Source organism: Pseudoclavibacter sp. RFBI5 (assembly GCF_002931395.1).
In the GTDB taxonomy this organism is placed as follows: Bacteria; Actinomycetota; Actinomycetes; order Actinomycetales; family Microbacteriaceae; genus Pseudoclavibacter.
Genome location: NZ_PSYA01000010.1, coordinates 1,336,680 through 1,362,965, shown reverse-complemented (window position 1 = coordinate 1,362,965; position 26,286 = coordinate 1,336,680). Strand labels below are relative to the sequence as shown.

22 protein-coding genes are annotated in these 26,286 nt (G+C 68.7%); 16 read left to right on the top strand and 6 right to left on the bottom strand.

The annotated features are described in order from the left end of the window. Positions 1 to 175: 175 nt before the first annotated feature. The 11 genes from C5E06_RS13260 to C5E06_RS13215 all read left to right on the top strand — a co-directional run bounded on the left by C5E06_RS13260 (position 176) and on the right by C5E06_RS13215 (position 13,895). Entirely contained in the window at positions 176 to 1,504 is a 1,329-nt protein-coding gene (locus C5E06_RS13260; RefSeq protein WP_104242405.1) for an ABC transporter substrate-binding protein, read from the top strand. Next, positions 1,501 to 2,424: a carbohydrate ABC transporter permease gene (locus tag C5E06_RS13255; RefSeq protein ID WP_104242403.1), complete on the top strand. Its 924-nt coding sequence runs from the start codon at positions 1,501 to 1,503 to the stop codon at positions 2,422 to 2,424. Before C5E06_RS13260 ends, C5E06_RS13255 begins: the two co-directional genes overlap by 4 nt. Beyond that, positions 2,421 to 3,311, top strand: a complete 891-nt coding sequence (locus tag C5E06_RS13250) for a carbohydrate ABC transporter permease (RefSeq protein WP_104242401.1) — start codon at positions 2,421 to 2,423, stop codon at positions 3,309 to 3,311. The genes C5E06_RS13255 and C5E06_RS13250 overlap by 4 nt, the downstream gene beginning before the upstream one ends. A 43-nt stretch (positions 3,312 to 3,354) precedes the next feature. Continuing rightward, positions 3,355 to 6,096 carry a hypothetical protein gene (locus C5E06_RS19360; RefSeq protein ID WP_181062976.1) on the top strand — a complete coding sequence of 914 codons (2,742 nt, stop codon included), beginning with the start codon at positions 3,355 to 3,357 and terminating at the stop codon, positions 6,094 to 6,096. Next, on the top strand, positions 6,086 to 7,204 hold the full coding sequence (locus tag C5E06_RS13245; RefSeq protein WP_181062975.1) for a glycoside hydrolase family 88 protein: 1,119 nt from the start codon (positions 6,086 to 6,088) through the stop codon (positions 7,202 to 7,204). Before C5E06_RS19360 ends, C5E06_RS13245 begins: the two co-directional genes overlap by 11 nt. Then, entirely contained in the window at positions 7,201 to 8,034 is an 834-nt protein-coding gene (kduI, locus tag C5E06_RS13240; protein ID WP_104242397.1) for a 5-dehydro-4-deoxy-D-glucuronate isomerase, read from the top strand. The genes C5E06_RS13245 and kduI overlap by 4 nt, the downstream gene beginning before the upstream one ends. A 97-nt stretch (positions 8,035 to 8,131) precedes the next feature. Then, positions 8,132 to 9,031, top strand: coding sequence for a sensor histidine kinase KdpD (locus C5E06_RS13235; protein WP_104307111.1), 900 nt, complete (start codon positions 8,132 to 8,134; stop codon positions 9,029 to 9,031). Then, positions 9,028 to 9,726, top strand: a complete 699-nt coding sequence (locus C5E06_RS13230; RefSeq protein WP_104242393.1) for a response regulator transcription factor — start codon at positions 9,028 to 9,030, stop codon at positions 9,724 to 9,726. The genes C5E06_RS13235 and C5E06_RS13230 overlap by 4 nt, the downstream gene beginning before the upstream one ends. A 166-nt stretch (positions 9,727 to 9,892) precedes the next feature. Next, positions 9,893 to 10,942: an ABC transporter substrate-binding protein gene (locus C5E06_RS13225; protein ID WP_104242391.1), complete on the top strand. Its 1,050-nt coding sequence runs from the start codon at positions 9,893 to 9,895 to the stop codon at positions 10,940 to 10,942. A 15-nt stretch (positions 10,943 to 10,957) separates the two neighbouring features. Continuing rightward, positions 10,958 to 12,727, top strand: coding sequence for an iron ABC transporter permease (locus tag C5E06_RS13220; protein ID WP_104242389.1), 1,770 nt, complete (start codon positions 10,958 to 10,960; stop codon positions 12,725 to 12,727). Next, entirely contained in the window at positions 12,705 to 13,895 is a 1,191-nt protein-coding gene (locus C5E06_RS13215; protein ID WP_258064774.1) for an ABC transporter ATP-binding protein, read from the top strand. The genes C5E06_RS13220 and C5E06_RS13215 overlap by 23 nt, the downstream gene beginning before the upstream one ends. A 169-nt stretch (positions 13,896 to 14,064) precedes the next feature. Here the strand turns inward: C5E06_RS13215 and C5E06_RS13210 are convergent, their stop codons facing one another. Together C5E06_RS13210 and C5E06_RS13205 are read right to left on the bottom strand one after the other, a co-directional pair. Next, the gene (locus C5E06_RS13210; protein WP_104307110.1) at positions 14,065 to 15,234 is read right to left on the bottom strand and encodes an MFS transporter; all 1,170 of its coding nucleotides are present in this window, start codon (positions 15,232 to 15,234) and stop codon (positions 14,065 to 14,067) included. Positions 15,235 to 15,257: 23 nt separating this feature from the next. Then, positions 15,258 to 15,968 carry a GntR family transcriptional regulator gene (locus C5E06_RS13205; RefSeq protein WP_104307109.1) on the bottom strand — a complete coding sequence of 237 codons (711 nt, stop codon included), beginning with the start codon at positions 15,966 to 15,968 and terminating at the stop codon, positions 15,258 to 15,260. 78 nt (positions 15,969 to 16,046) lie between these two features. Here C5E06_RS13205 and acnA point away from each other — a divergent pair, with 78 nt between their 5' ends. The 5 genes from acnA to C5E06_RS13180 are packed head-to-tail and all read left to right on the top strand — an operon-like array spanning position 16,047 to position 22,404. Continuing rightward, complete coding sequence (gene acnA, locus C5E06_RS13200; RefSeq protein ID WP_104307108.1) at positions 16,047 to 18,725, top strand: aconitate hydratase AcnA; 2,679 nt, start codon at positions 16,047 to 16,049, stop codon at positions 18,723 to 18,725. Positions 18,726 to 18,727: 2 nt separating this feature from the next. Then, positions 18,728 to 19,219: a ribonuclease E activity regulator RraA gene (gene rraA, locus C5E06_RS13195; RefSeq protein ID WP_104242381.1), complete on the top strand. Its 492-nt coding sequence runs from the start codon at positions 18,728 to 18,730 to the stop codon at positions 19,217 to 19,219. A 41-nt stretch (positions 19,220 to 19,260) separates the two neighbouring features. After that, positions 19,261 to 20,265: a tripartite tricarboxylate transporter substrate binding protein gene (locus tag C5E06_RS13190; RefSeq protein WP_104307107.1), complete on the top strand. Its 1,005-nt coding sequence runs from the start codon at positions 19,261 to 19,263 to the stop codon at positions 20,263 to 20,265. Continuing rightward, positions 20,262 to 20,840 carry a tripartite tricarboxylate transporter TctB family protein gene (locus C5E06_RS13185; protein ID WP_104307106.1) on the top strand — a complete coding sequence of 193 codons (579 nt, stop codon included), beginning with the start codon at positions 20,262 to 20,264 and terminating at the stop codon, positions 20,838 to 20,840. The genes C5E06_RS13190 and C5E06_RS13185 overlap by 4 nt, the downstream gene beginning before the upstream one ends. Before the next feature lies 1 nt (position 20,841). Then, entirely contained in the window at positions 20,842 to 22,404 is a 1,563-nt protein-coding gene (locus tag C5E06_RS13180) for a tripartite tricarboxylate transporter permease (protein ID WP_104242375.1), read from the top strand. Between the two features lie 26 nt (positions 22,405 to 22,430). Here C5E06_RS13180 and C5E06_RS13175 read toward each other — a convergent pair whose 3' ends face one another. The 4 genes from C5E06_RS13175 to C5E06_RS13160 form a co-directional block, all read right to left on the bottom strand. Next, positions 22,431 to 24,221 (bottom strand): heavy metal translocating P-type ATPase, encoded by a 1,791-nt coding sequence (locus C5E06_RS13175; RefSeq protein WP_374953237.1) that lies wholly within the window; start codon positions 24,219 to 24,221, stop codon positions 22,431 to 22,433. Positions 24,222 to 24,502: 281 nt separating this feature from the next. Then, a complete protein-coding gene (locus tag C5E06_RS13170; protein WP_104242373.1) occupies positions 24,503 to 24,865 on the bottom strand; it encodes a helix-turn-helix transcriptional regulator in 363 nt (120 codons plus the stop codon). 83 nt (positions 24,866 to 24,948) lie between these two features. Next, on the bottom strand, positions 24,949 to 25,476 hold the full coding sequence (locus tag C5E06_RS13165; protein ID WP_104307105.1) for a CGNR zinc finger domain-containing protein: 528 nt from the start codon (positions 25,474 to 25,476) through the stop codon (positions 24,949 to 24,951). Further along, positions 25,473 to 26,285: an alpha/beta fold hydrolase gene (locus tag C5E06_RS13160; RefSeq protein ID WP_104307104.1), complete on the bottom strand. Its 813-nt coding sequence runs from the start codon at positions 26,283 to 26,285 to the stop codon at positions 25,473 to 25,475. The genes C5E06_RS13165 and C5E06_RS13160 overlap by 4 nt, the downstream gene beginning before the upstream one ends. Position 26,286: the final 1 nt, after the last annotated feature.

The window sequence follows — 26,286 nt, the reverse complement described above, 5'->3', positions numbered from 1 at the left end:
GGGACGCGCTGTCGATTCGACTCTTCCTTGAGTCAGGTCAGTAGTTCGCACCCTAGCCTAGTTTCCGCTCTACAGAAAGTGCTTTCCATAGAGCCGAAAACTTGTAGTATCGCCACCATCGACGCAGAGAGGCGTCGGCTCCCCGGGTCGGGGGATTGACATCAAGGAGGATGTAATGACTACGAGAAGGCACAACGCAAAGGTGGCGCTCGCGCTGGCCGTCGGCGTCACCGTTGGCCTCACGGGGTGCGCCCCCGGAGAGGTCGTCAGCGGCGACGGCGGTGCAAGCGGGCCGTTGGAAGTCCAGGAGATCAACCCGGCAGACTTCGCCGGCGAGTCGCTGAGCTACGTCTACTTCACCGACGGTCCCGACGAGGCGGCAACACGCGACCTCATCGCATCGTTCGAGGAAGAATACGACGTCACCGTGAACCTCGAGATCCTCCCGTACGCGGACCTCGTCACGTCCGTGCAGGCGCGGCTCTCGGGAGGCAACGCGCCCGACGTCGTGCGCCTCACGGGCCTCGGCGACTTCCAGAACGACCTCCTCGATCTGCGCACGTACCTCGGCGAGGACTACGCGTCCGAGTTCGTCGACGGCCCGGTCTCCGGTGCCACGACCGACGACGGGCAGCTCATCGCGGTCCCATCCGACCTCACCCTCAACGGTCCGTTCATCAACACCGACCTCTTCGAGCAGGCCGGCGTCCCGCTCCCCGATTCGAACGATCCATGGACCTGGGACGAGATGATCGACGCGGCCACGAAGGTCCAGACGGCGACAGGCACCGAGTACGCGTTCGCCATGGACAAGTCGGGGCACCGACTCTCCACTGTGCTCAGCCAGTACGGCACCGCACTCGTCGGCGACGGCGAGGTCGTCCTCGACGAGGCGAAGGCCGAAGCCGCCTTGCAGCCGCTCGTCGACATGATGGCCGACGGCCGCATGCCCCGCGACTTCTGGCTCGGCTCAGGCACTCGATACGAGGGTGCGAACGAGATCTTCCTCGCGCAGGACACCCCCGTCTACCTGTCCGGCAACTGGCAGGTCGGCCAGTTCGCCGCCAACGCGGACTTCAACTGGGCAGCAGCCCCCAATCCCTGCGCTGAAGAGTGCGGCGGATTCCCCGGCGGCAAGTACATGGCTGCGCTGAAGGAAGGCCCCAACCCGGCGCTCGCCGCGTTCTTCGTCCAGTACATGAACACCGCGGAGTCGCAGGAGAAGTTCGTTGCAGCAGGCGGGTTCCTCCCCACCCGCGCGGACCTCACGGAGCAGGGCGTCACCTACCCGGACCGTCAGGCCGACATGGATACGTTCCAGGCTGACCTCGCCCGCACTCCGGACCTCGGCTACGCCGCGAACGGCGACGTCGCCTTCAACGGCAGCGCCCTCGAGCTCGTCGACCAGCTCTCCCGAGTCGTCGCCGGCGAGAAGGACCTCAAGACCGCGGTCGCAGACGTCAAGTCCAACGCGCAGTCGCTCGTGGAGGAGCTGCACAAATGACGTCAGAGCGCACGGTCGCTCGGCGGAAGGTGATCGGGGGCAAGTCTCGGAAGCCCTTCAGCCTCCGCTCGGCGCCGTACCTGTTCCTCCTGCCCAACATGGCGATCTTCGGGCTGTTCACGATCTGGCCCGCCATCAACGGCTTCAACATCTCGATGTACTCGTCGTCGAACGGACGCACCTTCGCGTGGGAGGGGCTCGGCAACTACCAGACGATCCTCTCCGACACGGAGTTCTGGGGGATCGTCTGGCAGACCGTGGTCTACGCGGTGGCCTTCGTGCTCCTCTCCGTCGTCCTCGGCACGCTGCTCGCCGTCCTCGTCGAGCAGCAGCGGAGGGGCCGCTCCTTCTTCCGGGCGGTCTTCTTCATCCCGGTCCTCATCTCACCCGTGGTCGCGGGCCTCGTGTGGAACTGGATGCTGGAGCGTCAGGGGGGAATCGTCAACGCGTTCCTCGGCCTCTTCGGCGTCGCCCCGGTGCCGTGGCTCGTCGAGGGCCCGCTTGCCATGCTCTCGGTGATCGTCGTGGGGACCTGGATGCAGGTGGGCTTCTACATGCTCATCCTGCTTGCAGGCCTCCAGAGCATCGACCCGTCGCTCTACGAGGCGGCGCAGCTCGATGGCGCCTCCAGATGGAAGCAGTTCACGAACGTCACGCTGCCCCTGCTGCAGCCGAGCATCCTGGTCGTCGTCGTGCTCGCCACGATCCACGGCTTCCAGGCGTTCGACTTCATCTACACCCTCACGGGCGGTGGACCGGTCGGCGCGACCACCCTCATCGTCCAGTACATCTACGAGAACGGCTTCGTGTCGCCGATCCGCTACGGGCTCGCCTCTGCGGGGAGCGTGCTGCTCTTCATCGTCATCTTCACGATCACCATCGTGAATTACCTGATCGGACGAAAGCGGGACGCGGTATGACCACCGAGACGGCAAGCAATTTCATCGCCACGCAGGAACCGCGCCGGAGCTGGACCTCCACTGGGTCGAAGAAAGTCACCTCGACGGACGCACTGCGCGTCGTCATCCTGGTCACGGCGACGCTCGTGGCGCTCATCCCGATCGTCTGGCTCGTCCTCGGCTCGTTCAAGTCGCCCGCCGAACTGGCGATGCGGCCACCCGCGCTGCTGCCAGAGACCTGGGGGTTCGGCAACTACACGGAAGCCCTCTCGCGGTTCAACTTCGCCGGGTACTTCCTGAACAGCGTCGTGGTCACGATCGGGGCGACCGTGCTCACGCTTTCCGTCAACTCGATGGCGGCGTACGCACTCGCGAAGTACAACTTCCGGGGGAAGAACTTCCTGTTCATCCTCACCCTGGCGACCATCATGATCCCGCTGCAGGTGATCCTGATCCCCGTCTACCAGGTCGTCGCATCCATGGGGCTCGTGAACACGCTCTGGGGCCTCATCATCCCGGCAGCAGCGACGCCGACGGGGGTGTTCATCCTCCGCCAGTACATGCTGTCGATCCCCGACGAGCTCATCGAGGCGGCGCGGATGGACGGCGCGGGCGAGTTCCGCATCTTCGCCACCATCGTGCTGCCGATGTGCCGGCCCGCGCTCGCGGTCGTCGCGATCCTGTCGGTCATGTGGAGGTGGAACGACTTCCTGTGGCCGCTCGTCGTGGCGCAGAGCGAATCGGTCTACACGCTGCCGGTGGCACTCGCCCGATTCACGGCAGAGGAGACGGTCCCGTTCAACCTCATCATCGCGATGAGCGTGGTCAGCATCGTCCCCGTCATCATTCTCTTCCTGTTCTTCCAGAAGCAGGTCACGACGGGTATCGCGAACACGGGCCTCAAGTAGCCCGTCACTCACCATCGATCTTGGACAAGGAAACACACGGAGCATGAGTTCTTCACTCACAGTCACCAACCGGACCGTTCACCTCGCCGACGCAGACGGCACGATCAGGGATTGGCTGGTCTCACCGGCCTGGGCAAGCAGCTGCGACGACCTCGACGCGTTTCTCTCCGAAGACGGGGAACCGTGGGGAGACGGCAGATGGGTGCTGACGAACGGACCAGACGTCGGCGAGCTGAAGCAGCGGCTGTACGCCGCGCACCAGCTCGACGATGCACAGGACCTCCCGGAGGTCATCGAGGGCGGCCCGGTCAGCTGGGCCGCCAACGGGCAGAGCTCGAGCGCCGAGTGGGCGCGCGTGCACACCCCGGCCGACGGCTTCGTCGACTGGTCGGCGTTCTGCTTCACCCCGGAGTACCGGGCGTCCCTCGCGGCCACGGCGGTGGAGGTCGACCAGAGCGAGTGGCGGACGATCGAGGTGCACACGACGGGCCCGTTCGTCCTCTGGGTGGGAGGCGAAGTCGTCCTGCGGGGCGATCAGGTCTCCTACATGGAGCCGCTCACCTCCTCGGTACGGGTGCGTCTGCCATCGGGGGTCACGCCGCTGCACCTGGCGACCTGGCAGGTCGCATTCCGGGAGTGCAGGCACATCGTGCGCGTCCGGGTCGAGGGGCTGCCGGTTCGCGTGGTCATCCCCTCGCCCGGTGCCGACGAGCACGCCGGCCGTCTCGCAGAGCAGGTGCTGAATCGGGTCGCGTCCACGAGCTGGGCACTGGAGGGACCGGTCGCCGCCTTCTCCGCACCGCGCGGTGTGCGGTTCCGCGTCCGAACGAGCGACCACGAGGACTGGCAGCTGGTGGAAGCGGACGAGCAGGGCAAGGTCCGCTTCCGCGTCGGCGGGGTCGCCGAGGAAGACGCCTTCGCGGAAGGCGACGCAGCCTCAGCAGGCGCCTCCATGCTGAGCACGGGGGAGAGCATCGTGCAGATCGGGCTCGATGACCCGCGCTGCCCGCAGCTTCGTCGCATCCGAGTCGCCGTCGTTCCGCCGGACAGCAGGGAACAGCCCCACGGCGATCCTGCGCTGTGGCGCGACGAGGTGCTCCGCTTCGTGGCTGGCCTCGAGGACGACACCCCCACCGAGGCCGGGCTCGCCGGTCTCCTCGCTCGCCACGAGCTGCTCGGCGACGTGCGCGTCGAGCCTTCTGACCTCGCGTCTGCGCTGCACCGGGTCGAGACGCGCGGCGACTGCGCCGACTTCGAGGTGCTCTCGATGCTGCTCGCCTGGCACCGGGTGCCGAGCGATGCCTGGTCCGTCGGGCTGCGCGACCGAGTGCAGGGCGCCGTGACGGGCATGAAGTACTGGATCACCCAACCCGGCCTCGACGCCATGTGCTACTTCACGGAGAACCACCAGTTCGTCTGGCACGTCGCGGAACTGCTCGCCGGGGAGACCTTCCCGGACGAGGTCTTCCCCGTCGACGGGCGAACGGGTGCCGAGCATGCAGATGAGGCGCGCATCCGCGCCGCCGGATGGCTCGACCGCAAGCTGTCCGGCGGGTTCAGCGAGTTCGACTCGAACGCGTACCTCGCCATCGACAGCTACGCGCTCTGCATGCTGATCGAGCTCGGGGTCGACGACCGCCTCACCGAGGCCTCGCGTGTGCTCCTCGACAAGGTGCTCTTCACGCTCGCCTGCAACTCGTGGCGCGGCACGCACGGAGCGGCGCACGGGCGCTCGTACGTGCACACGCTGCGCAGCTCGCGCTTCGAGGAGACCTCGCCCATTCTGCGCCTGCTCGCCGGAGTCGGCAGCCTCAACGACGCCGTGCTGCCGGTGACCACGCTCGCGATCTCGCGGAAGTACGCCGTGCCGGCCATCATTCGCAAGCTCGCCGGGGAGCCGCCCCGCGAATGGTGGGGCACCCAGGTCTACCGCGGGAAGCTGGCGTTCGAACGGGACCTCCTCAGCAGGCCGTACCGCTCAGACCTCCGCGCCTGGAAGACCCCGGACGTGATGCTCTCGAGCGTGCAGGACTACCGAGCCGGGCTGCCCGGCCTCCAGGAGCACATCTGGGGAGCCACGCTCGCCCGCGAGTTCCAGATCTTCGTCACGCATCCCGCGAACGCGGATACGGGGTCGTCGGCGAGGCCCAACGCGTGGGCCGGCCACCGAGTCCTCCCGCGCGTGCATCAGCACCGGAACGTGGTCGTCCATCTCCAGCGATTCACGAGCAGCGACCCCATCACGAGAACGCACCTCTGGCTGCCGTCCGAGCAGGCGGACGAGCTCGTCGTCGGCGGCGAGTGGATCGCCGTCCGGCGCGGGGACGGTTACGTCGCCATCGCGACTCCCGGCGGCGTGCGCCCCATCGCGACCGGTGAAACCGCTCAGCAGGAGTGGATACCGGCCGAACACGGCGCGGTCTGGGTCGCCGTCGCCGGACGGAAGGAGTCGGACGGCGACTTCCAGACGTGGGCCGCCGGCCTGCGATCCGCGACCCTCGACTGGAACCCGAGCGGCGCCGACGACCCCGGCGTCCGGTTCCAGCTGGGATCCGGACCGAAACTGGACGTGACCTTCTCGAGCGCGCTGCTCGTCGACGACGTGCCAGAGGGCTTCAGCGATGGCACCATCGACGAGGAACAGCACCTCCAGAACCCGGCGACGAGCAGCGCGTTCGGTGACGCCGAGATCATCGCAGAATGGGACGGCGAGCGGCTCCAGCTGCCCGTCGAGCGCGTCCGTCAGGGACTCGCGCAGATCGGCGGTGACGCACATGGCCGGTGAGGACACCTCCTCGGCGGACCTCGCTCCGCCGCCGCTGCCGCCATTGGCGAAGGCCGCGGCCGGAACCGGATTCGCCGAGCTCGAGGGCGATCTCCTGCGCGGCACCCTCGCCATGGGCGTCGACAGATGGTTCTGGGGCGAGGGGGTCTGCCTCCTTGCGACGTGGCGCGCCGCCGAAGCTCGCGGGGCGACACCCCCGCAGCTCGTGCTCGACTACATGGGACGCCACGCGACGCGTCTCCCCGTGCTCGAGCACGTCAACAACATGGCACCGGCCGCCACGGCAGCCGAACTGCTGCGCGCATCCGGTGATCCAGGTGCTCGACGCCTCGTCGATGCCTGCCTGGCCTGGTACCAGGACGCACCGGAAGCGACCAGGGCCTCGAACGGCGCGCTCGAGCACTGGCCGGGCGGAGTCTGGGCTGACACCGTGTACATGGCTGGCGAGTTCCTCCTGCGGGCCGGGCGCGCGCTCGAACGCCCCGAGCTCACGCGGGAGGCGGTTCAGCAGTGGCTCGCCCATGCCGAGCAGCTGCAGGACACGAGCACGGGCCTCTTCGCCCACGGCACCAACCAGGGAACACGGATCGACTGCTTCTGGGGGCGCGCCAACGCGTGGATCGCGCTCGCGGGTGCGGACCTGCTGCACCTCGCGGGCGACGATCCGGCCATCGGCGAGGTCCGGGAACGACTCGCCGTGCAGCTCCAGACCCTCGCTGCGCTCCAACCGGACCACGGCGTCTGGGACGTCCTCGTGGACGGCCCCATCGAGACCAGAGGAATCCTCGAGACGTCCGCGGCAGCCGGGATCGGGGCCGCGCTGCTCCGTGGAAGCGCGCTCCTCGAGCAACAGCTGCCAGTCGCCGACCGGCCCCTGCGGCGAGCCGGTGAGCGCGCTGTCCTCGGTTCGCTGGCGTACGTCGACGACGGTCGACTCACCCGAGTGAGCGCTGGAACCGTGCTCCAGCTCATCCCCTTCGGCTACTCCGTGATCCGAGACGACCGCGTCCAGCCGTGGGGACAGGGCCTCGCCCTGGAAGCGATCGCCGCCTGGAACGAGACGACAGCACCATCATCATCAGCCCCCGAACCAGAGGAGCACTCATGACCATCACCAAGTACGCCCACAGCCCCAACGCCGTCGCGGCGATGAAGACCGACGAGCTGCGTTCCTCGTTCCTCATGGAGGAGCTGTTCGCCGCGGGTGAGGCGCGAAGCGTCTACCTGCACCACGATCGGATCCTCGCGTTCGGCGTCGTGCCGCTCGACGAACCGCTCGAGCTGCCCACGCCCGACCAGGTGCGTGCCGAGTTCGTCCTGCAGCGCCGCGAGGCCGGTGTCATCAACGTCGGCGGACCGGGCACCGTGCACGTCGGCGGCGAGGCCCACGAGCTCGCGCACGTCGGCACGATGTATCTCGGACGCGGGGAACGCGAAGTGCGGTTCTCCTCGGCCGACCCAGCGAACCCGGCCGCGTTCTACGTGTTCACCGCGACCTCGCACCAGGACCTCCCGACGACCAAGATCACGCCGGACATGACCAACGTCGTCGAGCTCGGCGACCCCGAGAACGCCAACCGCCGCACACTGAACCAGTGCATCTACGAGGGCGGGACCCGCAGCTCGCAGATCGCGTTCGGGTTCACGCAGGTTCACTCGGGCAGCGCCTGGAACACCCTCCCAGCGCACACGCACGACCGACGAACGGAGTGCTACCTGTACTTCGATCTCGCGCCGGAGCACCGGGTCTTCCACGTCATGGGGGAGCCGCAGGAGACCAGGCACCTCGTCGTGTCGAACCGTCAGCTCGTGGTCTCGCCGAGCTGGTCGGTGCACTTCGGTGCGGGTACCGGCCCGTACACGTTCGTGTGGGCGACCGCGGGCGAGAACACCACCTACAACGACATGGACCCCGTCGACACCACGCTGGTGCGGTGAGCAGAGCGAGCCCTGCCGTCGGATGACGGCAGGGCTCGCTGCCCTGGTGAGACAGGATCGACGTGTCCCTCTCGCCTGATCGTCTAGGTTTATCCGGATGATGATGATGTCGAGGTGGGCAGCGAGTGTGCTCCTCGTGTCGGTTCTCGCGGGGATCCTCGCGGCAGTGTTCGCCGCCATGCGGTCCGACTGGGCGACTGGGCTCGCAGCGCTCATCGCGCTCGCGGCCGCATGGGCCTCGATCTGGCTGGTGCTGCGCGAGCATGCGCGCGACCGTGCGCGGCTCGAGGAGGTCACCGAGCTCAGCACGAGGCGGGCGGACCAGGCATCGGTGCTGAGCCACGAGCTCCGCACGCCGCTCGCGGTCATCCAGGGAGCCGGGGAGCTCCTCGCGGAGGAGAAGGCCGGCCCGCTCACCGAGAAGCAGGCCGTGTTCGTGCATCGCATCGTCGACAACGCCGTGCGGATGCACAACTTCTCGGAGCAACTGCTCACGAGGGCCCGCCTCGAGGCCGGCCTCGTGTCGATCGAGCGCTCTCGGGTCGACCTCAGAGTGCTGTTCCGGGGCGTCGTCGAGGAGCTGTCGGAGATCTCCGATGTCACGGTCGTGCTGGATGCCCCTGGCGCCCCGGTCAGCGCGTTCGTCGACCCGCAGCTCACGAGGCAGGTCATCACGAACCTCGTGAACAACGCGGCGAGGAGCGAGTCGGCGGGCGGTCGCGTGGAAGTGCGTATCGTTCCTGGGGACGACGAGGTCATGATCTCGGTCAGCGACGGAGGGACGGGGATGACGGAGACGCAGCGGGAACGCCTGTTCAGCCGGTTCTCGAGCGGCCGCCCGCTCGGCAACGGCACCGGCATCGGGCTCTTCATCTCGCAGCAGTTCGTGGAGCTGCAGGGTGGCCGCATCCACGTCGACACGATCTCGGGGAAAGGGACGACGATGATGTTCACGCTGCCGCTTGCCGACCCAGCCGTCGGGAGGCGTCGACGATGACGGCGCCCCACAGTCTCGCGTTCGTCGTCGACGACGAACCGGCGATGCTCGACATCGTCACGTTCGCGCTGGAGACGCAGGGGTTCACGACGGAGTCGTTCCGCTCGGCGGAGACCGCGTGGACGGCCCTCGAACGCTCACGCCCGGACCTCGTGGTGCTCGACATCATGCTGCCGGGCATCTCGGGCATCTCGCTGTGCCAGCGCATCAAGTCCCGCTGGGACCTGCCGGTGATCCTCGTGACCGCGAAGGGCGAGGTCTCCGACCGGATCGCGGGGCTGGAGGCGGAGGCCGACGACTACGTCGCGAAGCCGTTCCACCCGCGCGAGCTGGCACTCAGGGCGCAGCGGCTCGTGCGGCGGCCGGAGTCGTCGCGTGCCGTCGTGACCTCGGGGGTCCGACTCGAGCTCGACCCCGCGAGCCACGATGTGATCGTCGCCGCGGAGCGGGTCTCGCTCACCAACACCGAGTACAAGCTCCTCGCCGCCCTGATGGCGCACCCGAACTCACCGCTCGACTTCTCGCAGCTCCTCCTCATGTGCTGGGGCGAGTACGACCGCCACGGGGATCGGGAGATGATCAAGGCCGCGGTCTACCGGATGCGCCACAAGCTCGAGGCGGCCGTCACGGGAAGCGCGGCGGCGATCGAGAGCGTGCGGGGCACCGGCTACCTGCTCCGCGCCGACCGCACCTGAGCCTCGTCCGTCACCAGGGTTCCCGCCCAACTCGGTGACAGAGCTGTCACCGAGCATCACCGAGCTGTCACGGGCGTGCCCGCATCCCGCTCGTAGCGTTGGCAACGTCGAGCACAGCTCACTGATGCTCGGCAGTTCGAAGACCAGGACAAAGGAGTTCTCCCGCATGCAACGCACACTGCTTCCCTTCGCGGTCGCGGCAACAGCCGCCACCGCTCTCCTCGCCGGCTGCTCGGCGGGTGCGGGCACCGAGGCGGGCGCCTCGAGCGAACCGGTCACGTTCATCTGCACCCCGCAGGAGGACTGGTGCCAGGTCATCGCCGCCGAGTTCACGGCGGCCTCCGGCATCCCGGCGAACTACGTGCGGCTGAGCGGCGGCGAGGCCGTCGCACGCCTCAGCGCGACAGGAGACACCCCGGAGTTCGACGCCTGGTTCGGCGGCGGCGCCGAGGGGCATCTCGCGGCCGACGAGTCCGGCTTCCTCGAGCCGTACACCTCACCGAACGCCGAGCAGATCCCGTCGGAATACAAGGACGCGGATGGGCGCTGGACCGGCGTCTACGTCGGCGCGCTGAGCTTCTGCTCGAACACCGACGTGCTCGAGGAGATCGGCGCCGAGGCGCCGACCTCCTGGGCGGACCTGCTCGACCCGAAGTTCAAGGGGAACATCGCCATGGCGCACCCCGGCACCTCCGGCACGGCCTACCAGGCGCTCTGGACCGAGGTCGAGCTCAACGACGGCGACCAGGATGCGGCCATCGGCTTCTTCGGCAAGCTGCACTCCAACATCCTCCAGTACTCGAAGAGCGGCAGCGCGCCGGGCCAGATGGCAGGCCGCGGTGAGGTCGCCACCGGCGTGATCTTCGCCCAGGACTGCCAGAAGTTCGTGAACGAGGGCTTCACGAACCTCGAGACGACCTTCCCCTCCGAGGGAACCGGCTACGAGGTCGGGGCCGTCTCGCTCATCAAGAACGCGAAGAACCCAGAGGGCGCCAAGGCGTTCATCGACTGGACCCTCACGGCAGAGGCGCAGGATCTCGCCGCGACCGTCGGCAGCTACAGCGTGCCGACGAACCCGGACGCGGTCGTCACGGAGGACATGGTCGACTTCGACACCGTGAAGCTCGTGCACGCCGACATCGACGCCGCGGGGCAGGCGCGCAACGAGCTCACCGGACGGTTCGACTCGGAGGTGGCGCCTGCTCCCAAGGAGTAGAAGCGCGGACGAACAATGACCTCAACACTCGAAGCAGTCGCTGGCGGCGCCACGCCGCCAGCGGCCCCCGCCCCCGTACGAGGACGCGGTTCGCGCTCGGCGCCGCGGTCACGAGCCCGCGCCGACCGCAGCGTCGTGATCCTCGGCACGGCCGTCGCCGTCATCCTCCTGCTCCTCATCGGCTACCCGGTGATGAGCCTCCTCTCCGCAGCGTTCGCCCCGGATGGGCTCGCGGTGCTCGCGAGCATCGTGACCGACCCCGTCAATCATCGGATCGTGCTCAACACACTGGTCCTCGGGCTCATCGTCGGGGTCCTGGGCACCATCATCGGCTTCCTGTTCGCCTTCGCCCAGGTCCGCATCGCGTTCCGCGGCAAACGAGCGCTGCACCTGCTCGCGATGGTCCCGATCGTGGCGCCCCCGTTCGCGGTCGCCACCGCCGTCATCACGCTCTTCGGCCGCAACGGCGCCATCAGCAACGGCATCTTCGGCATCAAGGGCGACATCTACGGGCTCTCCGGCCTGGTGCTCGTCCTCGCCCTGTCCTTCTTCCCCGTCGCCTACATGAACTTCAAGGGCATGCTCGAGTCGCTCGACCCGAGCCTCGACGAGGCCGCAGCTGGCCTCGGGGCGAGCAAGCTCAAGGTGTTCTTCTCCGTCACCATCCCCATGCTCGTCCCCGGCTTCGCCGGGTCCTTCCTCCTGCTGTTCGTGGAGTCCATCGCCGACCTCGCGAACCCGCTGGTGCTCGGCGGCGACTACACGGTCCTCGCGAGCCGGGCCTACCTCGCCGTCACCGGCGACTACAACACGAGCGCGGGCGCTGCCTACTCGCTCACGATCCTCGTGCCCGCCCTCCTCGTGTTCCTCGTGCAGCGCTACTGGGTCTCGAAGCGCAGCGTCGTGACCGTGACGGGCAAGCCGACGGGGCGATCCGAGCAGATCACCGCACCGAGCATCCGGGTGCCCATCCTACTGCTCGTCGGCTCGATCAGCGCGCTCATCGTCACGATCTACGTGACCGTCCTGACCGGTGGCTTCATGAAGGTGCCAGGGGTCAACAACGAGTTCACGCTCGACCACTTCACCTTCGTCCTCACGGGCATCGGCTCGAAGGCCATGATCGACACGGCCACCCTGGCCCTCATCGCGGCCCCGATCGCCGGCGTGCTCGGGATGCTCATCGCCTGGCTCGTCGTTCGGAAGCTGCGTCGCACCTCCGGGCTGCTCGACTTCGTCGGCATGCTGGGGCTGGCCGTACCCGGCACCGTCCTCGGAATCGGCTACGCGCTCAGCTACATCACGCCGACCACGATCTTCGGCGTGCAGATCCTGCCGGCCCTCGCCGGTGGAAGCGCGGCGTTCTCCGGCGGCATCGCGATCGTGATGGTCTACATCACCCGCTCGCTGCCATCCGGCCAGCGCTCGGGCATCGCGGCGCTCAACCAGATCCATCCCGCCATCGAGGAAGCCTCCACGTCGCTCGGCGCCGGGTCGGGGACGACGTTCCGCAAGGTGACGCTGCCGCTCATCCAGTCGGCCCTCCTCACCGGCCTGACCTTCGCGTTCGCCAGGTCCATGACGACGCTGTCGCCCATCGTGTTCCTCACCACCCCAGGCATCAAGATCATGACCTCGCAGATCCTCGCCGAGGTCGACTCGGGGCGCTTCGGGAACGCGTTCGCGTACTGCACGGTGCTCATCCTCATCGTGCTGACGCTCATCCTCATCATCAACTTCCTCGTCCGAAAGGTGATCTTCCGTGGTCGCACACACCGTCGTTGACTCCGTCGATGGCCTCGCCGAGGCTGTCGGCATCGACCCTGAGGCCGCACTCGGCCGCATCACCCTCCGCAAGCTGACGAAGCGATACGGAGGCAAGGCCGACGACCCGCTGGCCGTCGACTCCGTCGATCTCGAGATCGAACCTGGCGAGTTCATCACCCTCCTTGGCCCCTCCGGCTGCGGCAAGACCTCGACGCTGCGGATGATCGCCGGGTTCGAGGAGCCGACCTCGGGGGAGCTCGAACTCGACGGGGCCGACATGATCCGCGTCGCCCCGAACCAGCGGCCCATGTCGATGGTCTTCCAGTCGTACGCGCTCTTCCCGCACCTGTCGGTGCGCGAGAACGTCTCGTACGGGCTGAAGCTCAAGAAGATGCCGGCGGCGCGGATGCGCGAGGAGGTCGACACGGTCCTGACGATCATGAACCTCATGAACTTCGCCGACCGGGCGCCCCACCAGCTGTCCGGCGGTCAGCAGCAGCGCGTCGCCCTCGCCCGTGCGCTGGTCATGCGACCGAAGGTGCTGCTCTTCGACGAGCCCCTCTCGAACCTCGACGCGAAGCTGCGTGTCCTGATGCGCAACGAGATCCGCCGCCTGCAGCGTCGACTCGGCATCACGAGCATCTTCGTCACCCACGACCAGGACGAGGCGATGACGCTCTCCGACCGCATCGTCGTCATGAACCGCGGCCGGATCGAGCAGGTCGATGTCCCGGACACCGTGTACCGGCGCCCGGAGTCGGTGTTCGTCGCCGACTTCATCGGCCGCGCGACGTTCCTCGACGCCACCCTCCTCGCCGAGCCTGCGAATGGGCGGGCCCGAGTCGTGGCACTCGGCCGGGAGTTCGAGACGGACTGCCAGGACGGCGTCACGATCGACACGGAGGTGCTCCTCATGATCAGGCCGGAGTCGGTGCGACTCTCCGGTCGGGTGGAGGCCGCGGAGGTCCACGGAGACGTCGGACGGGTCCTCACGACCATCTTCCACGGCGACAGCGTCGAGTACGAGATCGAGACCGATACGGGGACGATCGTGGCGCAGGTCTCGGACCCATCCGTCGAGGACATCCTGCGCCCCATGGACTGCGTTCGCGTTGGCATCGCCCCGGAACGCGGATGGCTGCTGCCCAAGACGGGCGACGAAGGCGACGATACGGCGGCTCACTAGGCGCCTGCGCGGTGCGGTCCCGGGCCACTTCCTCCCCGAAGGCGGTGGCCCGAATCGTGCGGCGGGGAAGAACTCCGACGCCGTCGGCCTAGGTCGATGGCCCTCGTGATCGGGCTGCCAGCGACATCCGGAATCCTCGAAGCACGAGCCTGCCAGCGTCTCGAGGCGCCTATTCTCGCTTCCGTTGCGAGTAGGCGACGGCGGCTGCGGCAGCGAGGGAGCCGCCGATAGCGACGAGCACACCGCCGCCTCCTGTGATCGGAGTGAGGAGCCCGGCCCCGGCGGGAATGACGGACTGTGCGAGCCTGTTGCCGACGAGCCGGAGTGAGAGAGCGAGGCCGCGCTGGTCGACCGGCGCGACATCCGTGAGCCAGGCCATCGTGATGGGCTGGGTGACGCCGATGGCGAAGCCGTACAGCACGGCCGAGATCACGAGCCAGACGGGACCGATAGGGAGCCCGGTGAGCGCGAGCGTGACGGCGGCGACCCCCAGCGAGATGAGGAGGAGCAACCGTCGCGACAGCCGTCGGCTGAGTGCGGGGAGGGCCGCTCGCGATGCAAGCGTGGCGAGCGCGCGGCTCGTCAGCATGAGACTCACGAGGGCGGCCGAGACGCCTGACTGCGTGCTCAGCGCAGGCCAGAAGGCGAGCGTCACATCGACGGATGCGATGGCGATGCCACCCGCGACGACGGCGCGGAAGGCACCGGGCTCCTGCAGGATGCGTCGGCTCGAGTCGAGCGATCCCGGCCGCTTGGACGTCGTCTCTCCGCGTGAGCTGCTCCCCAGGAAGACGCTGGCGATGCCGAGCAGGACGGCCGCCACCATCGCCGACCCGAAGACGAGGGGGAGATTCGGGCCAGGACCAGAGGGGCTCGGGACGGCGAGGAGCAGCGGGCCGAGGGTCTGGCCGATGGACGCGGAGAGCGTGTAGAGGCCGAACGCCGACTCTCTTGAGCCGCTCTTCGAGCGATTCGCGACTGCGGTCTGCTCGCTGATGATGCTCAGCAGGTGGCCGACGCCGAGCACGAGCGCCGCGATCATGAGCCCGCTGACACTCTGCACGGAGACAAGGGCGATGCCGATCGCGGCGATCAGGAGGACACTGCCCAGCAGTGCGATGGTTCGCTCGCCGCGTCCGTCGGTGAGCCTGCCTGCGGGGAGGGCGAGGAAGAGCGCCGGGAGCGCGAACGAGGTCGCGAGCAGGCCGATGACCGCTTCCTGCCCGCCCGCTTCGAGGACCGCGAACGAGAGCCCGGGCCGGACTGCGTACGTCAGGACCTGGATGAGCACGGCGTGGATGATGATCCACGGCCACTTCGAACCGTTCGCGCCGGCCATTCAGCCGAGCCCCGCCAGGTGGGTCACTCCGCGGTTCCGCTGCGTGGCGCTGTGCTCGTCTCGAGGGCACCGATCGCGCGGCGCGCGAGGCTGTGCGTGATGTGGGCGTGGGAGAGCTCGCGGGCTCGCTCGGCGTCGCCCGCCACGATCGCATCTCGGAGTGCGCTGTGCTGGCGGTGCACCCTGGCGCGGTCCTCAGGTGTGGGAGTCCAAGCTCGAAGGGCCCGTTGGCGGTAGAGGTCGGTCTTGTCCCAGAGTCCATCGAGGATGCCGAGGAGCGTGGGGTTCGCTGCTGCCCGGTAGATCGAGCGGTGGAAGCGACGATGGGCGTCGAGCGCTTCTGCGGAGGCAACGCCGGTGAGCGGCTCCAGCTCGCCGAGCGCTGCCTCGATGCGGGTGAGGTCGGAGTCGTCGCGACGTTCGGCCGCCAGGGCGCAGGCGAGGGGGTCGGCGGCGGCGCGGACCTCGTAGAGGTTCTGGGCCTCCGCCTGGGAGAGCGGGATGACTCGAGCGTCCCGGTGCGCGCCGAGGTCGACGAGCCCCTCGGTCGAGAGGCGCTTGAGTGCTTCTCGAAGTGGTGTGGTACTCAGGCCGAGCTCTGCGGCGAGCTTCGTCTGGCCGATGACGTCACCTGGTGCGTAGATGCCGGTCAGGATGCGGCGGCGGAGTTCCTCGTAGGCGAGCTCGCTCTTGCTTCTGAAGAGCGGCCGCGCTGGGGAGGCAGGGGCTGGCATGCACTGATCGTAGCAAGCGTCCCGGCATCGTGTAGCATCGAGCCTATAACCTACAGAGCAGTAGGAGACGGAGGAAGCATGCTGACGGACACCGAAGCGACGACGAGGGTTCTCGCCACCGCCTACGGCGACCTCGAGATCTGGCCCATCGGAGCCGTCCCCGGGGCGGAACGGCTGCCGTTCGCGCACCGCATCATCCTCGAGAACCTGTTGAGACATCACGACGGTGAGGTCGTCACCCGGAGAGACATCGACGCGCTCGTCTCCGGGGGTGCTGGCACACACGACATCGCGTTCCATCCCGCTCGCGTCTTCCTGCACGACACGAACGGCGTGCCCGTGCTCACCGATCTCGCGGCCATGCGCGATGCCTTCGCTGCACGCGGCATCGATCCAGCGCTCCTCGATACTGAAGTTCCCGCTCAGCTCACCGTCGACCACTCGGTGGTCACGGACTTCTTCGCGAGGCCGGACGCCCCCGCCCTCAACGTCCGCCGCGAGTACGAGCGCAACGCCGAGCGGTACCGGTTCATCAAGTGGGGGCGTGAAGCGTTCTCCGGGCTTGAGGTCGTGCCGCCCGGTGCCGGGATCATGCACCAGGTCAACGTCGAGTACCTCGCCGACGTCGTGACGGTGCGCGACGGCTGCGCGTTCCCCGACACCGTCGCCGGCACCGACTCGCACACCACGATGGTCAACGGCCTCTCCGTCCTGGCATGGGGCGTGGGCGGCATCGAGGCGGAGGCCGCCATGCTCGGCGAACCCGTCACGATGCTGATTCCGCCCGTCGTGGGTGTCGAGCTCATCGGACGCCTCCGACCAGGCGTGACGGCGACGGACCTGGTGCTGACTCTCACCGAGCGGATGCGGGCCCTCGGTGTCGTCGGCAACATCGTCGAGTTCCACGGTCCAGGAGTCGCCGAGATCTCGCTCGCGACACGATGCACGATCGCCAACATGAGCCCCGAGTTCGGCTCGACATCCGCGATCTTCCCGATCGACGAGGCGACGATCGAGTTCCTGCTCATGACGGGGCGAAGCGAGCAGCAGGCGAGCCTCGTGGAGACCTACGCGCGAGCCCAGGGGCTCTGGAGCGACCCAGGCAACCCGGCCGAGTACGACCGTCGGGTCGTCGTCGACCTCGACGGCATCACGCCGAGCCTGGCCGGCCCGCGGCGGCCACAGGACCGCATCGAACTGGCGGATGCGCCCGCCGCGAGCGCGCGAGCCCTCGCGGAGGCGCACCAGGTCGCGCCGCTCGCCTCCGGCGAGGGGGAGCGTGCCGTTCCCGATGGCGCCGTCGCGATCGCGTCCATCACCTCCTGCACCAACACGTCGAACCCCGCGGTCATGATGGCGGCCGGGCTGCTCGCGCGAAACGCCAGGGCGCGCGGCCTGCGGTCCAAGTCGTGGGTGAAGACGAGCCTCGCCCCCGGGTCTCGAGTCGTCACCGACTACCTCGCGAAGGCCGGGCTCATGTCGCCGCTCGAGGAGCTCGGCTTCGGGCTCGTCGGGTTCGGGTGCATGACCTGCATCGGCAACTCGGGCGACCTCCTCCCCGAGGTGCTCGCCGGCATCGAGCAGGATGGCATCGTCGTCGCCTCCGTGCTGTCGGGCAACCGCAACTTCGACGGCCGCATCAACAACGACGTCGGCATGAACTTCCTGACCTCGCCCCCGCTCGTCGTCGCCTATGCGCTCGCCGGCACGATGCACGTCGACCTGACCCGCGACCCAGTCGGGCACGACGCGGCGGGTGCCCCGGTCCACCTCGCCGACATCTGGCCGAGCGACCAGGAGATCCAGCAGGCCGTCTCGAGTTCCATCGACCCCGAGATGTACACCGACGCCTACTCGACCATCTTCGACGGCGACGAGAACTGGCAGGGGCTGGATGCTCCCGGCGGCGACGGCTTCGCCTGGGAGGCGGCCTCGACCTACCTGCAGCGGCCGCCCTTCCTCGAGCTCGACGCCGCGGCAGGCAGTGCCGACGTCGAGGGCGCGAGAGTGCTCATGTTCCTCGAGGACTCGGTGACGACCGACCACATCTGCCCCGCCGGCCGCATCCCGGCCGCCAGCGCGGCGGGCAGGCACCTGACCGAGCTCGGGGTCGGTGCCCGCGACCTGAGCAGCTACGCCTCGCGGCGCGGCAACTGGCGGGTCATGAAGCTCGGCGGGTTCACGAACACCCGCCTCGTCAACCGCCTGGTGCCAGCGGGCAACGGCGGGAGCACCCGCGACTTCCTCGCGGGGGAGCCCGCGGTGATGGCGCCCATCCGCGAGATCCACGCCGTCGCAGACGCCGCGGCCGACGCGGGGGTACCGCTCATCGTGCTCGCAGGGCGTGAGTACGGAACCGGGTCGTCCCGGGACTGGGCCGCGAAGGTCACCCGCCTGCTGGGAGTCCGGGCCGTGATCGCGCAGTCCTTCGAGCGCATCCACCGCTCCAACCTGGTCGGCATGGGCGTGCTCCCGCTGCAGTTCGAGGACGGGGCGAACGCCGACACGCTCGGGCTCGACGGCACCGAGAGCTTCAGCATCCGCGGCCTCGCGGCCGACACCGACGTGCCCGACCGCCTCGAGGTGGTCGCGGTGCATCCCGAGACCGGCAGCACCACTTCGTTCGTCGTGCGCGCACGCGTCGACACCTCGCTCGAGCAGCGCTACCTCCGTTCGGGCGGCGTGCTGCCGTACGCGCTCGACCGCGCCGCTGCGAGACACCAGCAGAAGCCGACAACCTCCGAGAAAGGCGAATGAAGATGGCAGGCAGCACCCACGTGAGCACAACCGATCTCGTCGACCAGTACGAGGACAGCATCCAGTCGTGCGACCTCCAGCTCCGCGACCTCGGCGGGTTCCTCCGATTCTCCGGGCGCATCGCGACCTTCCGCTCTCCCGTCGACAACCTCCAGCTCAAGGCCATCGTCGAGGAGCCTGGCGACGGCCGCGTCCTGGTCGTCGACGCCGGCGGCTCGCTGCACGCGGCCATGGCCGGCGGGAACATGGTCGCGAGGGCCGCGGCCAACGGCTGGGCGGGGCTCGTCGTCAACGGCGTCGTCCGAGACGCCGAGGAGCTCGCCGCGCTGCCCATCGGCGTCAAGGCGATCGGCACCAACCCGCGGCGGTCGACGAAGGACGGCCTCGGTGAGCGCGATGTCGCTGTCGAGTTCGGCTCGGTCGTCTTCCGTCCGGGCGAGTTCCTCGCCGCCGACGAGGACGGCGTCGTCGTCCTCGCCACCTCAACGGGCTGAACCGCCCACGCAACCTCCCTCACAGGAAACAACGGAGTTTCATGTCAAAGACACCCAGATCAATGCTCCGACGCGTCGTGAACGTCGTCGTCGGAGTCTGCGCAGTGGCGATCGTCGCCTCGGCAACGGCGCTGTCCATCAGCCGCTCATCGGCGGCCGAGGACGTGAGCGCGAACCTCACGCTCATCGCTCCCGCTGGCCCCGGCGGCGGCTGGGACGGGTTCGCCCGCGAGCAGCAGCAGGCGCTGCGCGCGACGGGCCTCGTCGGCAACGTGCAGGTCGTCAACATCCCGGGCGCCGCCGGAACCATCGGACTCGGCACCTTCACGACCATGACGGGTCGCAGCGACACCCTCCTCGTGACCGGGTCGGGCATGACCGGCGGAATCGCGCTCAACGACTCACCGGTCGGCTTCGACGACGTGCGACCCGTTGCGAAGTTCGCGGAAGACTACGACGTCATCATCGTGCCAGCCGACTCCCCGCACACGACCCTCCAGGAGCTCGTGGATGCGTGGGCCGCCGACCCGAAGTCCATCCCATGGTCGGGCGGCTCCGCAGGCACCATCGACCACCTGCTCATCGCCGAGCTCGCGCAGGCCGCAGGCATCCCGCCAGCCGAGCTGACCTACATCCCGAAGTCGGGCGGCGGCGAGGCGATCCAGGCGCTCCTGAACGGCACGGTGGATGCGGTCGCGACCGGCTACAACGACGTCTCCGACCAGATCGAAGCTGGCAGAGTCCGCGCCCTCGCGGTGAGCGGGGCTGAAGAGCTGGAAGGCGTCGACATCCCGACGATCATGTCGCAGGGCTACGACGTCGAGGTCGCCAACTGGCGCGGACTCCTCGCAGCCCCCGGGGTGAGCGACGAGGCCTTCCAGCAGCAGCTCGAGATCTTCAGCGAGCTCCGGGAGAGCGACGAGTGGCAGGAAGTGCTGACTCGTCTGAGCTGGGAGGACTCCTGGCTGACGGGACCGGAGCTCGACGCGTTCCTCGTCGAGGACATGGCCCGCACCGAGGCACTACTTGAGGAGCTGGGACTGTGACCGCACACACCGAGACGCATCTCGACGACTTCGACACCGGGGAAGCCCAGCCGAGCTGGTGGACCGGACGATCCGGGCTCATCTTCCCCGCCATCCTGGTGGCCTTCGCGAGCTACCTGCTCTACGGCCAGGTCACGATGGACGTCGCCCCGGACACGGATCCCCCCGGACCAGGGTTCTTCCCCGGTGTGATCATCGCGCTCCTCTACCTGTTCGCGGTGCTGCTGGCCATCGGCATCATCCGCAAGCCGCAGCTGCCGGAGGACGTGCACAGCGATCTGCGCACGGCCGAGATCAGCGTGCTCGGCCAGGGCGGTCCGCGCTGGTACAGCGACTGGTCTCGCGTCGCGTGGGCGGTCGGCGGGTTCGTCGCCTTCATCTTGTTGCTCCAGCCGCTCGGCTGGATCCTCGCGGCCGGCCTGCTGTTCTGGACCATGGCGCGTGCGTTCGCGTCGCCCAGCCCCGTGCGGGACATCCTCGTCTCGCTCACCTTCTCATCAGTGCTGTACCTGCTGTTCGCCGGGCTCCTCTCGGTGAACCTGCCAGCCGGAGCGATCTTCGGCGGAGGGATCTGACATGGACATCATCAACAGCCTTCTCGGCGGCTTCGAAGGGGCACTGACCCCGATCAACCTCATGTGGGTGTTCATCGGCTGCCTTCTCGGCACCGCTGTCGGCGTGCTTCCCGGTCTCGGCTCATCGATGGCAGTCGCGCTGCTGCTGCCGATGACGTTCGCACTCGACCCGACCGGGGCGTTCATCCTGTTCGCCGGCGTCTACTTCGGCGGCCTCTTCGGCGACTCGACGATGGCCATCCTCATGAACACGCCGGGCTCGTCGTCGGCGATCGCCTCGACCTTCGAGGGGCATGCGATGGCGAAGGCCGGACGCGCGCCGCAGGCGCTCGCGACGGCGGCCATCGGCGCGTTCATCGGCGGGTTCGTGTCCTCCATCGCGGTCGTCTTCCTCGCGCCGGCGCTCGCGGAGCTCTCGTCGAACTTCGGGCCCGCCGAGTACGTGGCGCTTGCGCTCTTCGCCTTTATCGCGACCTCGTCGATCGTCGCCGACTCGGTGGTGGCCGGACTCGCGAGCCTCACGCTTGGCCTCGGCATCTCGGTCATCGGCATCGACTCGGTGACGGGCACGGAGCGCTTCACAGCTGGCGTGCCCGAGCTGTTCGACGGCATCTCGCTGGTCACGGTGACCGTCGCCGTGCTCGCGCTCGGCGAGGTCTTCCGTGTGGCGTCCCGGGCCCGCCGCGAGCCGGCGAGCGTCTCGATGATGTCGAGCCGCACGCCTCGCCTGTCTCGCGTCGAGTTCTTCAACGCACTCCCCGCGTGGATCCGAGGCACGGGCATCGGCCTGCCCTTCGGTGTCATCCCCGTCGGCGGCTCTGAGGTGCCGACGTTCATGGCGTACAGCCTGGAGAAGAAGATCGACGGGCGCCGCAAGGATCCGGAGTTCGGCAAGGGCGCCATCCGCGGTCTCGCCGCGCCGGAAGCGGCGGGCAACGCGACGACGGGCACCGCCATGGCATCGCTGCTCGCTCTCGGGCTCCCGGTGTCCTCGACTGCCGCGATCATGCTCGCCGCCTTCCAGCAGTACGGCATCCAGCCTGGGCCGCTGCTCTTCGAGCGTGCGCCCGACCTCGTCTGGGGCCTGCTCGCGAGCTTCTTCATCGCCATGGTCGTGCTGCTGCTGCTCAACCTGCCGCTCGCCCCGCTCTGGGCGAAGCTCGCAGACATCCCGAAGCAGTACCTCTACCCGGGCATCGCCGTGTTCTGCGCGATGGGCATCTTCGCGACGTCCGCCTCGATCTTCGACCTGTGGATGCTGCTGCTCCTCGCCCTGCTCGGGTTCGCCATGCGCCGTTTCGGGATCCCGCTCGCTCCGCTCATGATCGGCATGGTGCTCGGGCCCCTCATGGAGACCAACGTCCGTGACGCCCTGCTGAGCTCGGGCGGTGACTACTCGGTGTTCTTCGCGAGCCCGATCGCCGTGGCGCTCTACGTCGTGCTGGCCGGGGTCGTCGCCTTCACCATCGTCGGACGGGTGCGCTCGTACCGACCGAAGAACGTCGAGTTCCAGACCACGCGCGAGACGAACTTCGAGGTGTCGGGCAAGAAGCGCCGCGACTAGGTCTCGTCGGCCCGGGGCGCCGCCGGTCAGCGTCGGCGCGCGGCTCGGACGCCGTTCAGGATGACGAGCAGCTCCGCGGCTTCGTGCACGAGCACGACCCCGGCGAGGCCAAGCACGCCGAACAGCGCGAGCGGGAACAGGACCACAATGATGGCGAGCGCAAGCGCGATGTTGACGGTCATGATGCGACGTCCGCGTCTGGCGTGCGCGAACGCGCTCGGAAGCAGCCTGAGGTCGCTTCCCGTGAAGGCGATGTCCGCGGACTCGATCGCCGCGGCGGACCCATGGGTCCCCATGGCGATCCCGACGGTTGCCGTGGCGAGCGCCGGGGCGTCGTTGATGCCGTCGCCGACCATCGCGGTCGGCGTCTTGGACGCCAGCCGTTCGATGACGCGGGCCTTGTCCGCCGGAAGCTGCTCGGCGTGCACCTCGGCGATCCCCGCCTGCGATGCGAGTGCCTGCGCGGTCTGCGTGTTGTCGCCGGTCAGCATGAGGGAGCGGATGCCGAGCCGGGAGAGCTGATCGATGGCGTCCGCAGCATCCGGGCGCAGCTCGTCGCGGACGCCGATCAGGCCTGCGATGCTGCCATCGACCTCGACCACGACGACCGTCATGCCATTGCCCGCCAGCGTCTCGGCCGCGACCTCCATGCCGAGCGGCGGGAGCCACCTCGTGTTGCCCACTCGCACGGCCGCGCCATCCACCTGGCCGGCTATGCCGAGTCCTGCGAGCTCCTCGACGTCGGTGGCGGTCAAGGGGGCCTCACCCGCCGCAGTGATCGCGCTGGCGAGCGGATGCCCGCTGACGGCCTCGAGGGCAGCCGCGAGGTCGACGACACCCTGCCCGGTCCAAGCGGCCCCCGGAACGACCTCGACGACGCGCGGGTCGTTCATGGTCAGCGTGCCCGTCTTGTCGAACGCGATGGTTCGGATCGTTCCGAACTGCTCGAACGCAGCACCGGATGTGATGACCACACCGAGCTTCGAGGCGGAGCCGATCGCGCTGATCACGGTCACCGGGACGGCGATCGCGAGGGCGCAGGGAGAGGCGGCGACGAGCACGACCAGGGCACGCTCGGTCCAGAGCGCCGGATCTCCGACGAGGAACCCGAACGCCACGATGAGCAGCGCCAGCACGAGCACCGTCGGCACGAGCGGGCGGGCGATGCGGTCCGCCAACCGCGCGCGGTTCCCCTTCTTGGCGTGGGCTTGCCGGACCAGCTCGACGATCTGGGTCAGCGAGTTGTCCCGACCGTCGGCCGTGGCCTCGATGCGCAGAGCGCCGGAGATGGCGATGGTCCCGGCCGCGATCGCGTCTCCCGGTTCGAGCTGCACGGGGATGGACTCGCCCGTGACCGCCGACGTGTCGACGTTCGATCGGCCCTCCCGCACGATGCCATCCGTGGCGGCGCGGTCACCGGCGCCGAGCTGCAGCACATCTCCGCGACGCACCTCGCTGGCCGGAACGGTCGCGGTGCCGCCGGCGCGAACCACGATCGCCGTCTCCGGGAGCAGCGCGAGGAGCGCGCGCAGTCCATCCTTGGCCCGCGACATCGCGCGGCCCTCGAGCGTCTCCGCGAGGGAGAAGAGGAACGCCAGTGCTGCGGCCTCGCCCACGTGCCCGAGGAGCACGGCACCGATCGCGGCGATCGTCATGAGCAGCCCGACCCCGAGGCGGCCCCGCGCGAGGCGACGGAGCGTGTCGGGGACGAAGGTCGATGCCCCGGCAAGCAGTGCGACGGCATGGAAGGCGACCGCGGCGGCGGGCGTCCCGCCCCATTCGAATCCGTAGCCGACGATCAGGGCGACGCCCGACACCGCGGACGGCAGGAGCGCCCGATCCCGGCACCAGGGCGCGGCGACGGGCAGTTCGCCCGTCGGCTCGGCTGCGGAGGCCGGTGAGGTCGCCGAAGCCAGTGTGGCCGCCGACGCCAGCCGAGGTCCGCAGCAGGCATCTCCGTCGTCGTCTCCGCATCCCGCAGCGACGACCGGCGACGGAGGAAGGTTGTCGGAGGCGGGTGACGGCCCCGAGCGGAGCAGCAGCGGCCGACGCGGGGCGCCTCCTCGCGGGGGTTCGGCCGGGCCGCAGCATTCTTCGCTCACGCGGGACCAGCCGCTTCCGAGGCGCACGCCGCGCAGCTGTCGCAGTCGGACCCGCACGGGACGCCCTCGTCGACGGCCAGGACGGTCTCGATCAGCATGCCGAGCGCGCGGGTGATGTGCGAGTCGGCGATCTCGTACCGCGTCTGCCTGCCCTCGGGGCTCGCGACGACGATGCCGCACCCCCGCAGGCAGGCGAGGTGGTTCGAGACGTTCGTGCGAGTGAGCCCCAGCGACTCGGAGAGACGCGCGGGGTACCCGGGGCCGGAGAGGAGCGCAAGCAGGATCCTCGATCGGGTGGGATCCGCCATCGCCCGACCGAGCCTGTTCATCACGTCGAGCCTCGAAGCAAGAGTCAGCATGGAGTGACTATACAGCGAAGAGTGACCTGTTTCACATGTCCCGAACGCCAGGTCCACGAGTATCGAGCCGGCGCCCTGGAGGTTCAGGCGAGCCGACCGCGGTACTGGCGCATCTTGCTCCGCGCACCGCACGTGTTCATGTCGCACCAGGTGCGCGTCCTGGATCGGGAACTGTCGAAGAACACCCACCGGCACGTGTCCGACGCGCAAGTCCTGAGCCGCAGCCCCGAGCCGGTCAAGCCGGAGAGCAGCAGTGCTCGGACCGCCGCGCCTGCTGGCGACGTCGTCCGTGCGCTCGACGGGGTCAGCGAAAGTCGACCGTCATCGTCGACGTGAGGGCTTGCCCAGTGCTCCTGAGCGAGCCGGTTCAAGGCCGATCGCGCTGACGCGTCGCTCCGGTCGGCGAGGAAAGCGCGGATGACCTCGCGCGCGCCGCGCAATGAGGCGAGGTGCTCGAGCGTGCAGTCCCCGTCCCATCCGTGCTGGACCATCCACTCCCGCCCGCCACGCAGGGTCGCCAGGGCATCTGTGCCGTGCAGCAGCGTCGCGCTGTTGCAGAACTCTTCAACGACGCGCAGCTCCTCAGGCACGACTGACTGCACGGTGCTCACGTGCTCAACAGTCTGAGGAGTTCGCCCGGCTGGTCCTCCGGGACCATGTGTCCGGCTCCGTCGATGAGAGAGAACCGCGCGTGATCCGGAAGTGCCGTCATGAGTCGCTGGGCGTAGTCGACACCGAGCCACGAGTCGTCCGCGCCCCAGATCACGTGGACCGGGATGTCCAGCAGGTGGAGTAGCCCCTGGAGCTCGTCGGTGTTGTCCTCGCCACCCTGCGCGTACTGCTGGTAGAACGCCCGTGCACCTTCTGTCCCTGCCCACTGGTCCGTGTACGAAGCCAGCGCCTCCGCGCGGAGACCCGTGTGGCTGCCGGACCGGATCTTGGCGTCGATGAGGGCAGCACTGGCCCAGGCTGGAAGCGCCTCGAAGGCCGCGGGGTGCTGGTGGATGGTCTGGAAGAATCCCCCGGAGCCCCAGCCGCTCACCGTGGCGGCATCGATGAGCGTGAGTGACTCGAAGGTCACGTTGTGGAGGAGTGCGGCGCGCAGCGCGACCGCGCCGCCGACATCGTGTGCCACAACCTGAGGTGTGGAGACGCCCCAGTGTTCGAGAAGGTCGACGAAGATCACCGCTTGCTGCCGAAGGCTCACGTCGGGTGCGGTGCGGGTCGACTGCCCGAATCCGAGCATGTCCCAGACGTGGACCCGGTGATCACGAGCCAGCACCGGAACGACGTCGCGCCAGATGAATGACGAGAATGGCGTGCCGTGCAGCAGGACGAGCGGGGGCCCGTCGCCGAACGAACCCCATCGCACCGTGCCGTCGCCGACCTCGAACCGCTCGGGAAGCGCCCAATCGCTCATT

What these genes read in the sequence shown, in the direction of transcription:
- C5E06_RS13260 (WP_104242405.1), top strand. Translation starts at nt 176, where the DNA reads ATGACTACGAGAAGGCACAACGCAAAGGTGGCGCTCGCGCTGGCCGTC.
- C5E06_RS13255 (WP_104242403.1), top strand. Translation starts at nt 1,501, where the DNA reads ATGACGTCAGAGCGCACGGTCGCTCGGCGGAAGGTGATCGGGGGCAAG.
- C5E06_RS13250 (WP_104242401.1), top strand. Translation starts at nt 2,421, where the DNA reads ATGACCACCGAGACGGCAAGCAATTTCATCGCCACGCAGGAACCGCGC.
- C5E06_RS19360 (WP_181062976.1), top strand. Translation starts at nt 3,355, where the DNA reads ATGAGTTCTTCACTCACAGTCACCAACCGGACCGTTCACCTCGCCGAC.
- C5E06_RS13245 (WP_181062975.1), top strand. Translation starts at nt 6,086, where the DNA reads ATGGCCGGTGAGGACACCTCCTCGGCGGACCTCGCTCCGCCGCCGCTG.
- kduI (WP_104242397.1), top strand. Translation starts at nt 7,201, where the DNA reads ATGACCATCACCAAGTACGCCCACAGCCCCAACGCCGTCGCGGCGATG.
- C5E06_RS13235 (WP_104307111.1), top strand. Translation starts at nt 8,132, where the DNA reads ATGATGATGATGTCGAGGTGGGCAGCGAGTGTGCTCCTCGTGTCGGTT.
- C5E06_RS13230 (WP_104242393.1), top strand. Translation starts at nt 9,028, where the DNA reads ATGACGGCGCCCCACAGTCTCGCGTTCGTCGTCGACGACGAACCGGCG.
- C5E06_RS13225 (WP_104242391.1), top strand. Translation starts at nt 9,893, where the DNA reads ATGCAACGCACACTGCTTCCCTTCGCGGTCGCGGCAACAGCCGCCACC.
- C5E06_RS13220 (WP_104242389.1), top strand. Translation starts at nt 10,958, where the DNA reads ATGACCTCAACACTCGAAGCAGTCGCTGGCGGCGCCACGCCGCCAGCG.
- C5E06_RS13210 (WP_104307110.1), bottom strand. Translation starts at nt 15,234, where the DNA reads ATGGCCGGCGCGAACGGTTCGAAGTGGCCGTGGATCATCATCCACGCC.
- C5E06_RS13205 (WP_104307109.1), bottom strand. Translation starts at nt 15,968, where the DNA reads ATGCCAGCCCCTGCCTCCCCAGCGCGGCCGCTCTTCAGAAGCAAGAGC.
- acnA (WP_104307108.1), top strand. Translation starts at nt 16,047, where the DNA reads ATGCTGACGGACACCGAAGCGACGACGAGGGTTCTCGCCACCGCCTAC.
- rraA (WP_104242381.1), top strand. Translation starts at nt 18,728, where the DNA reads ATGGCAGGCAGCACCCACGTGAGCACAACCGATCTCGTCGACCAGTAC.
- C5E06_RS13190 (WP_104307107.1), top strand. Translation starts at nt 19,261, where the DNA reads ATGTCAAAGACACCCAGATCAATGCTCCGACGCGTCGTGAACGTCGTC.
- C5E06_RS13180 (WP_104242375.1), top strand. Translation starts at nt 20,842, where the DNA reads ATGGACATCATCAACAGCCTTCTCGGCGGCTTCGAAGGGGCACTGACC.
- C5E06_RS13170 (WP_104242373.1), bottom strand. Translation starts at nt 24,865, where the DNA reads ATGCTGACTCTTGCTTCGAGGCTCGACGTGATGAACAGGCTCGGTCGG.
- C5E06_RS13160 (WP_104307104.1), bottom strand. Translation starts at nt 26,285, where the DNA reads ATGAGCGATTGGGCGCTTCCCGAGCGGTTCGAGGTCGGCGACGGCACG.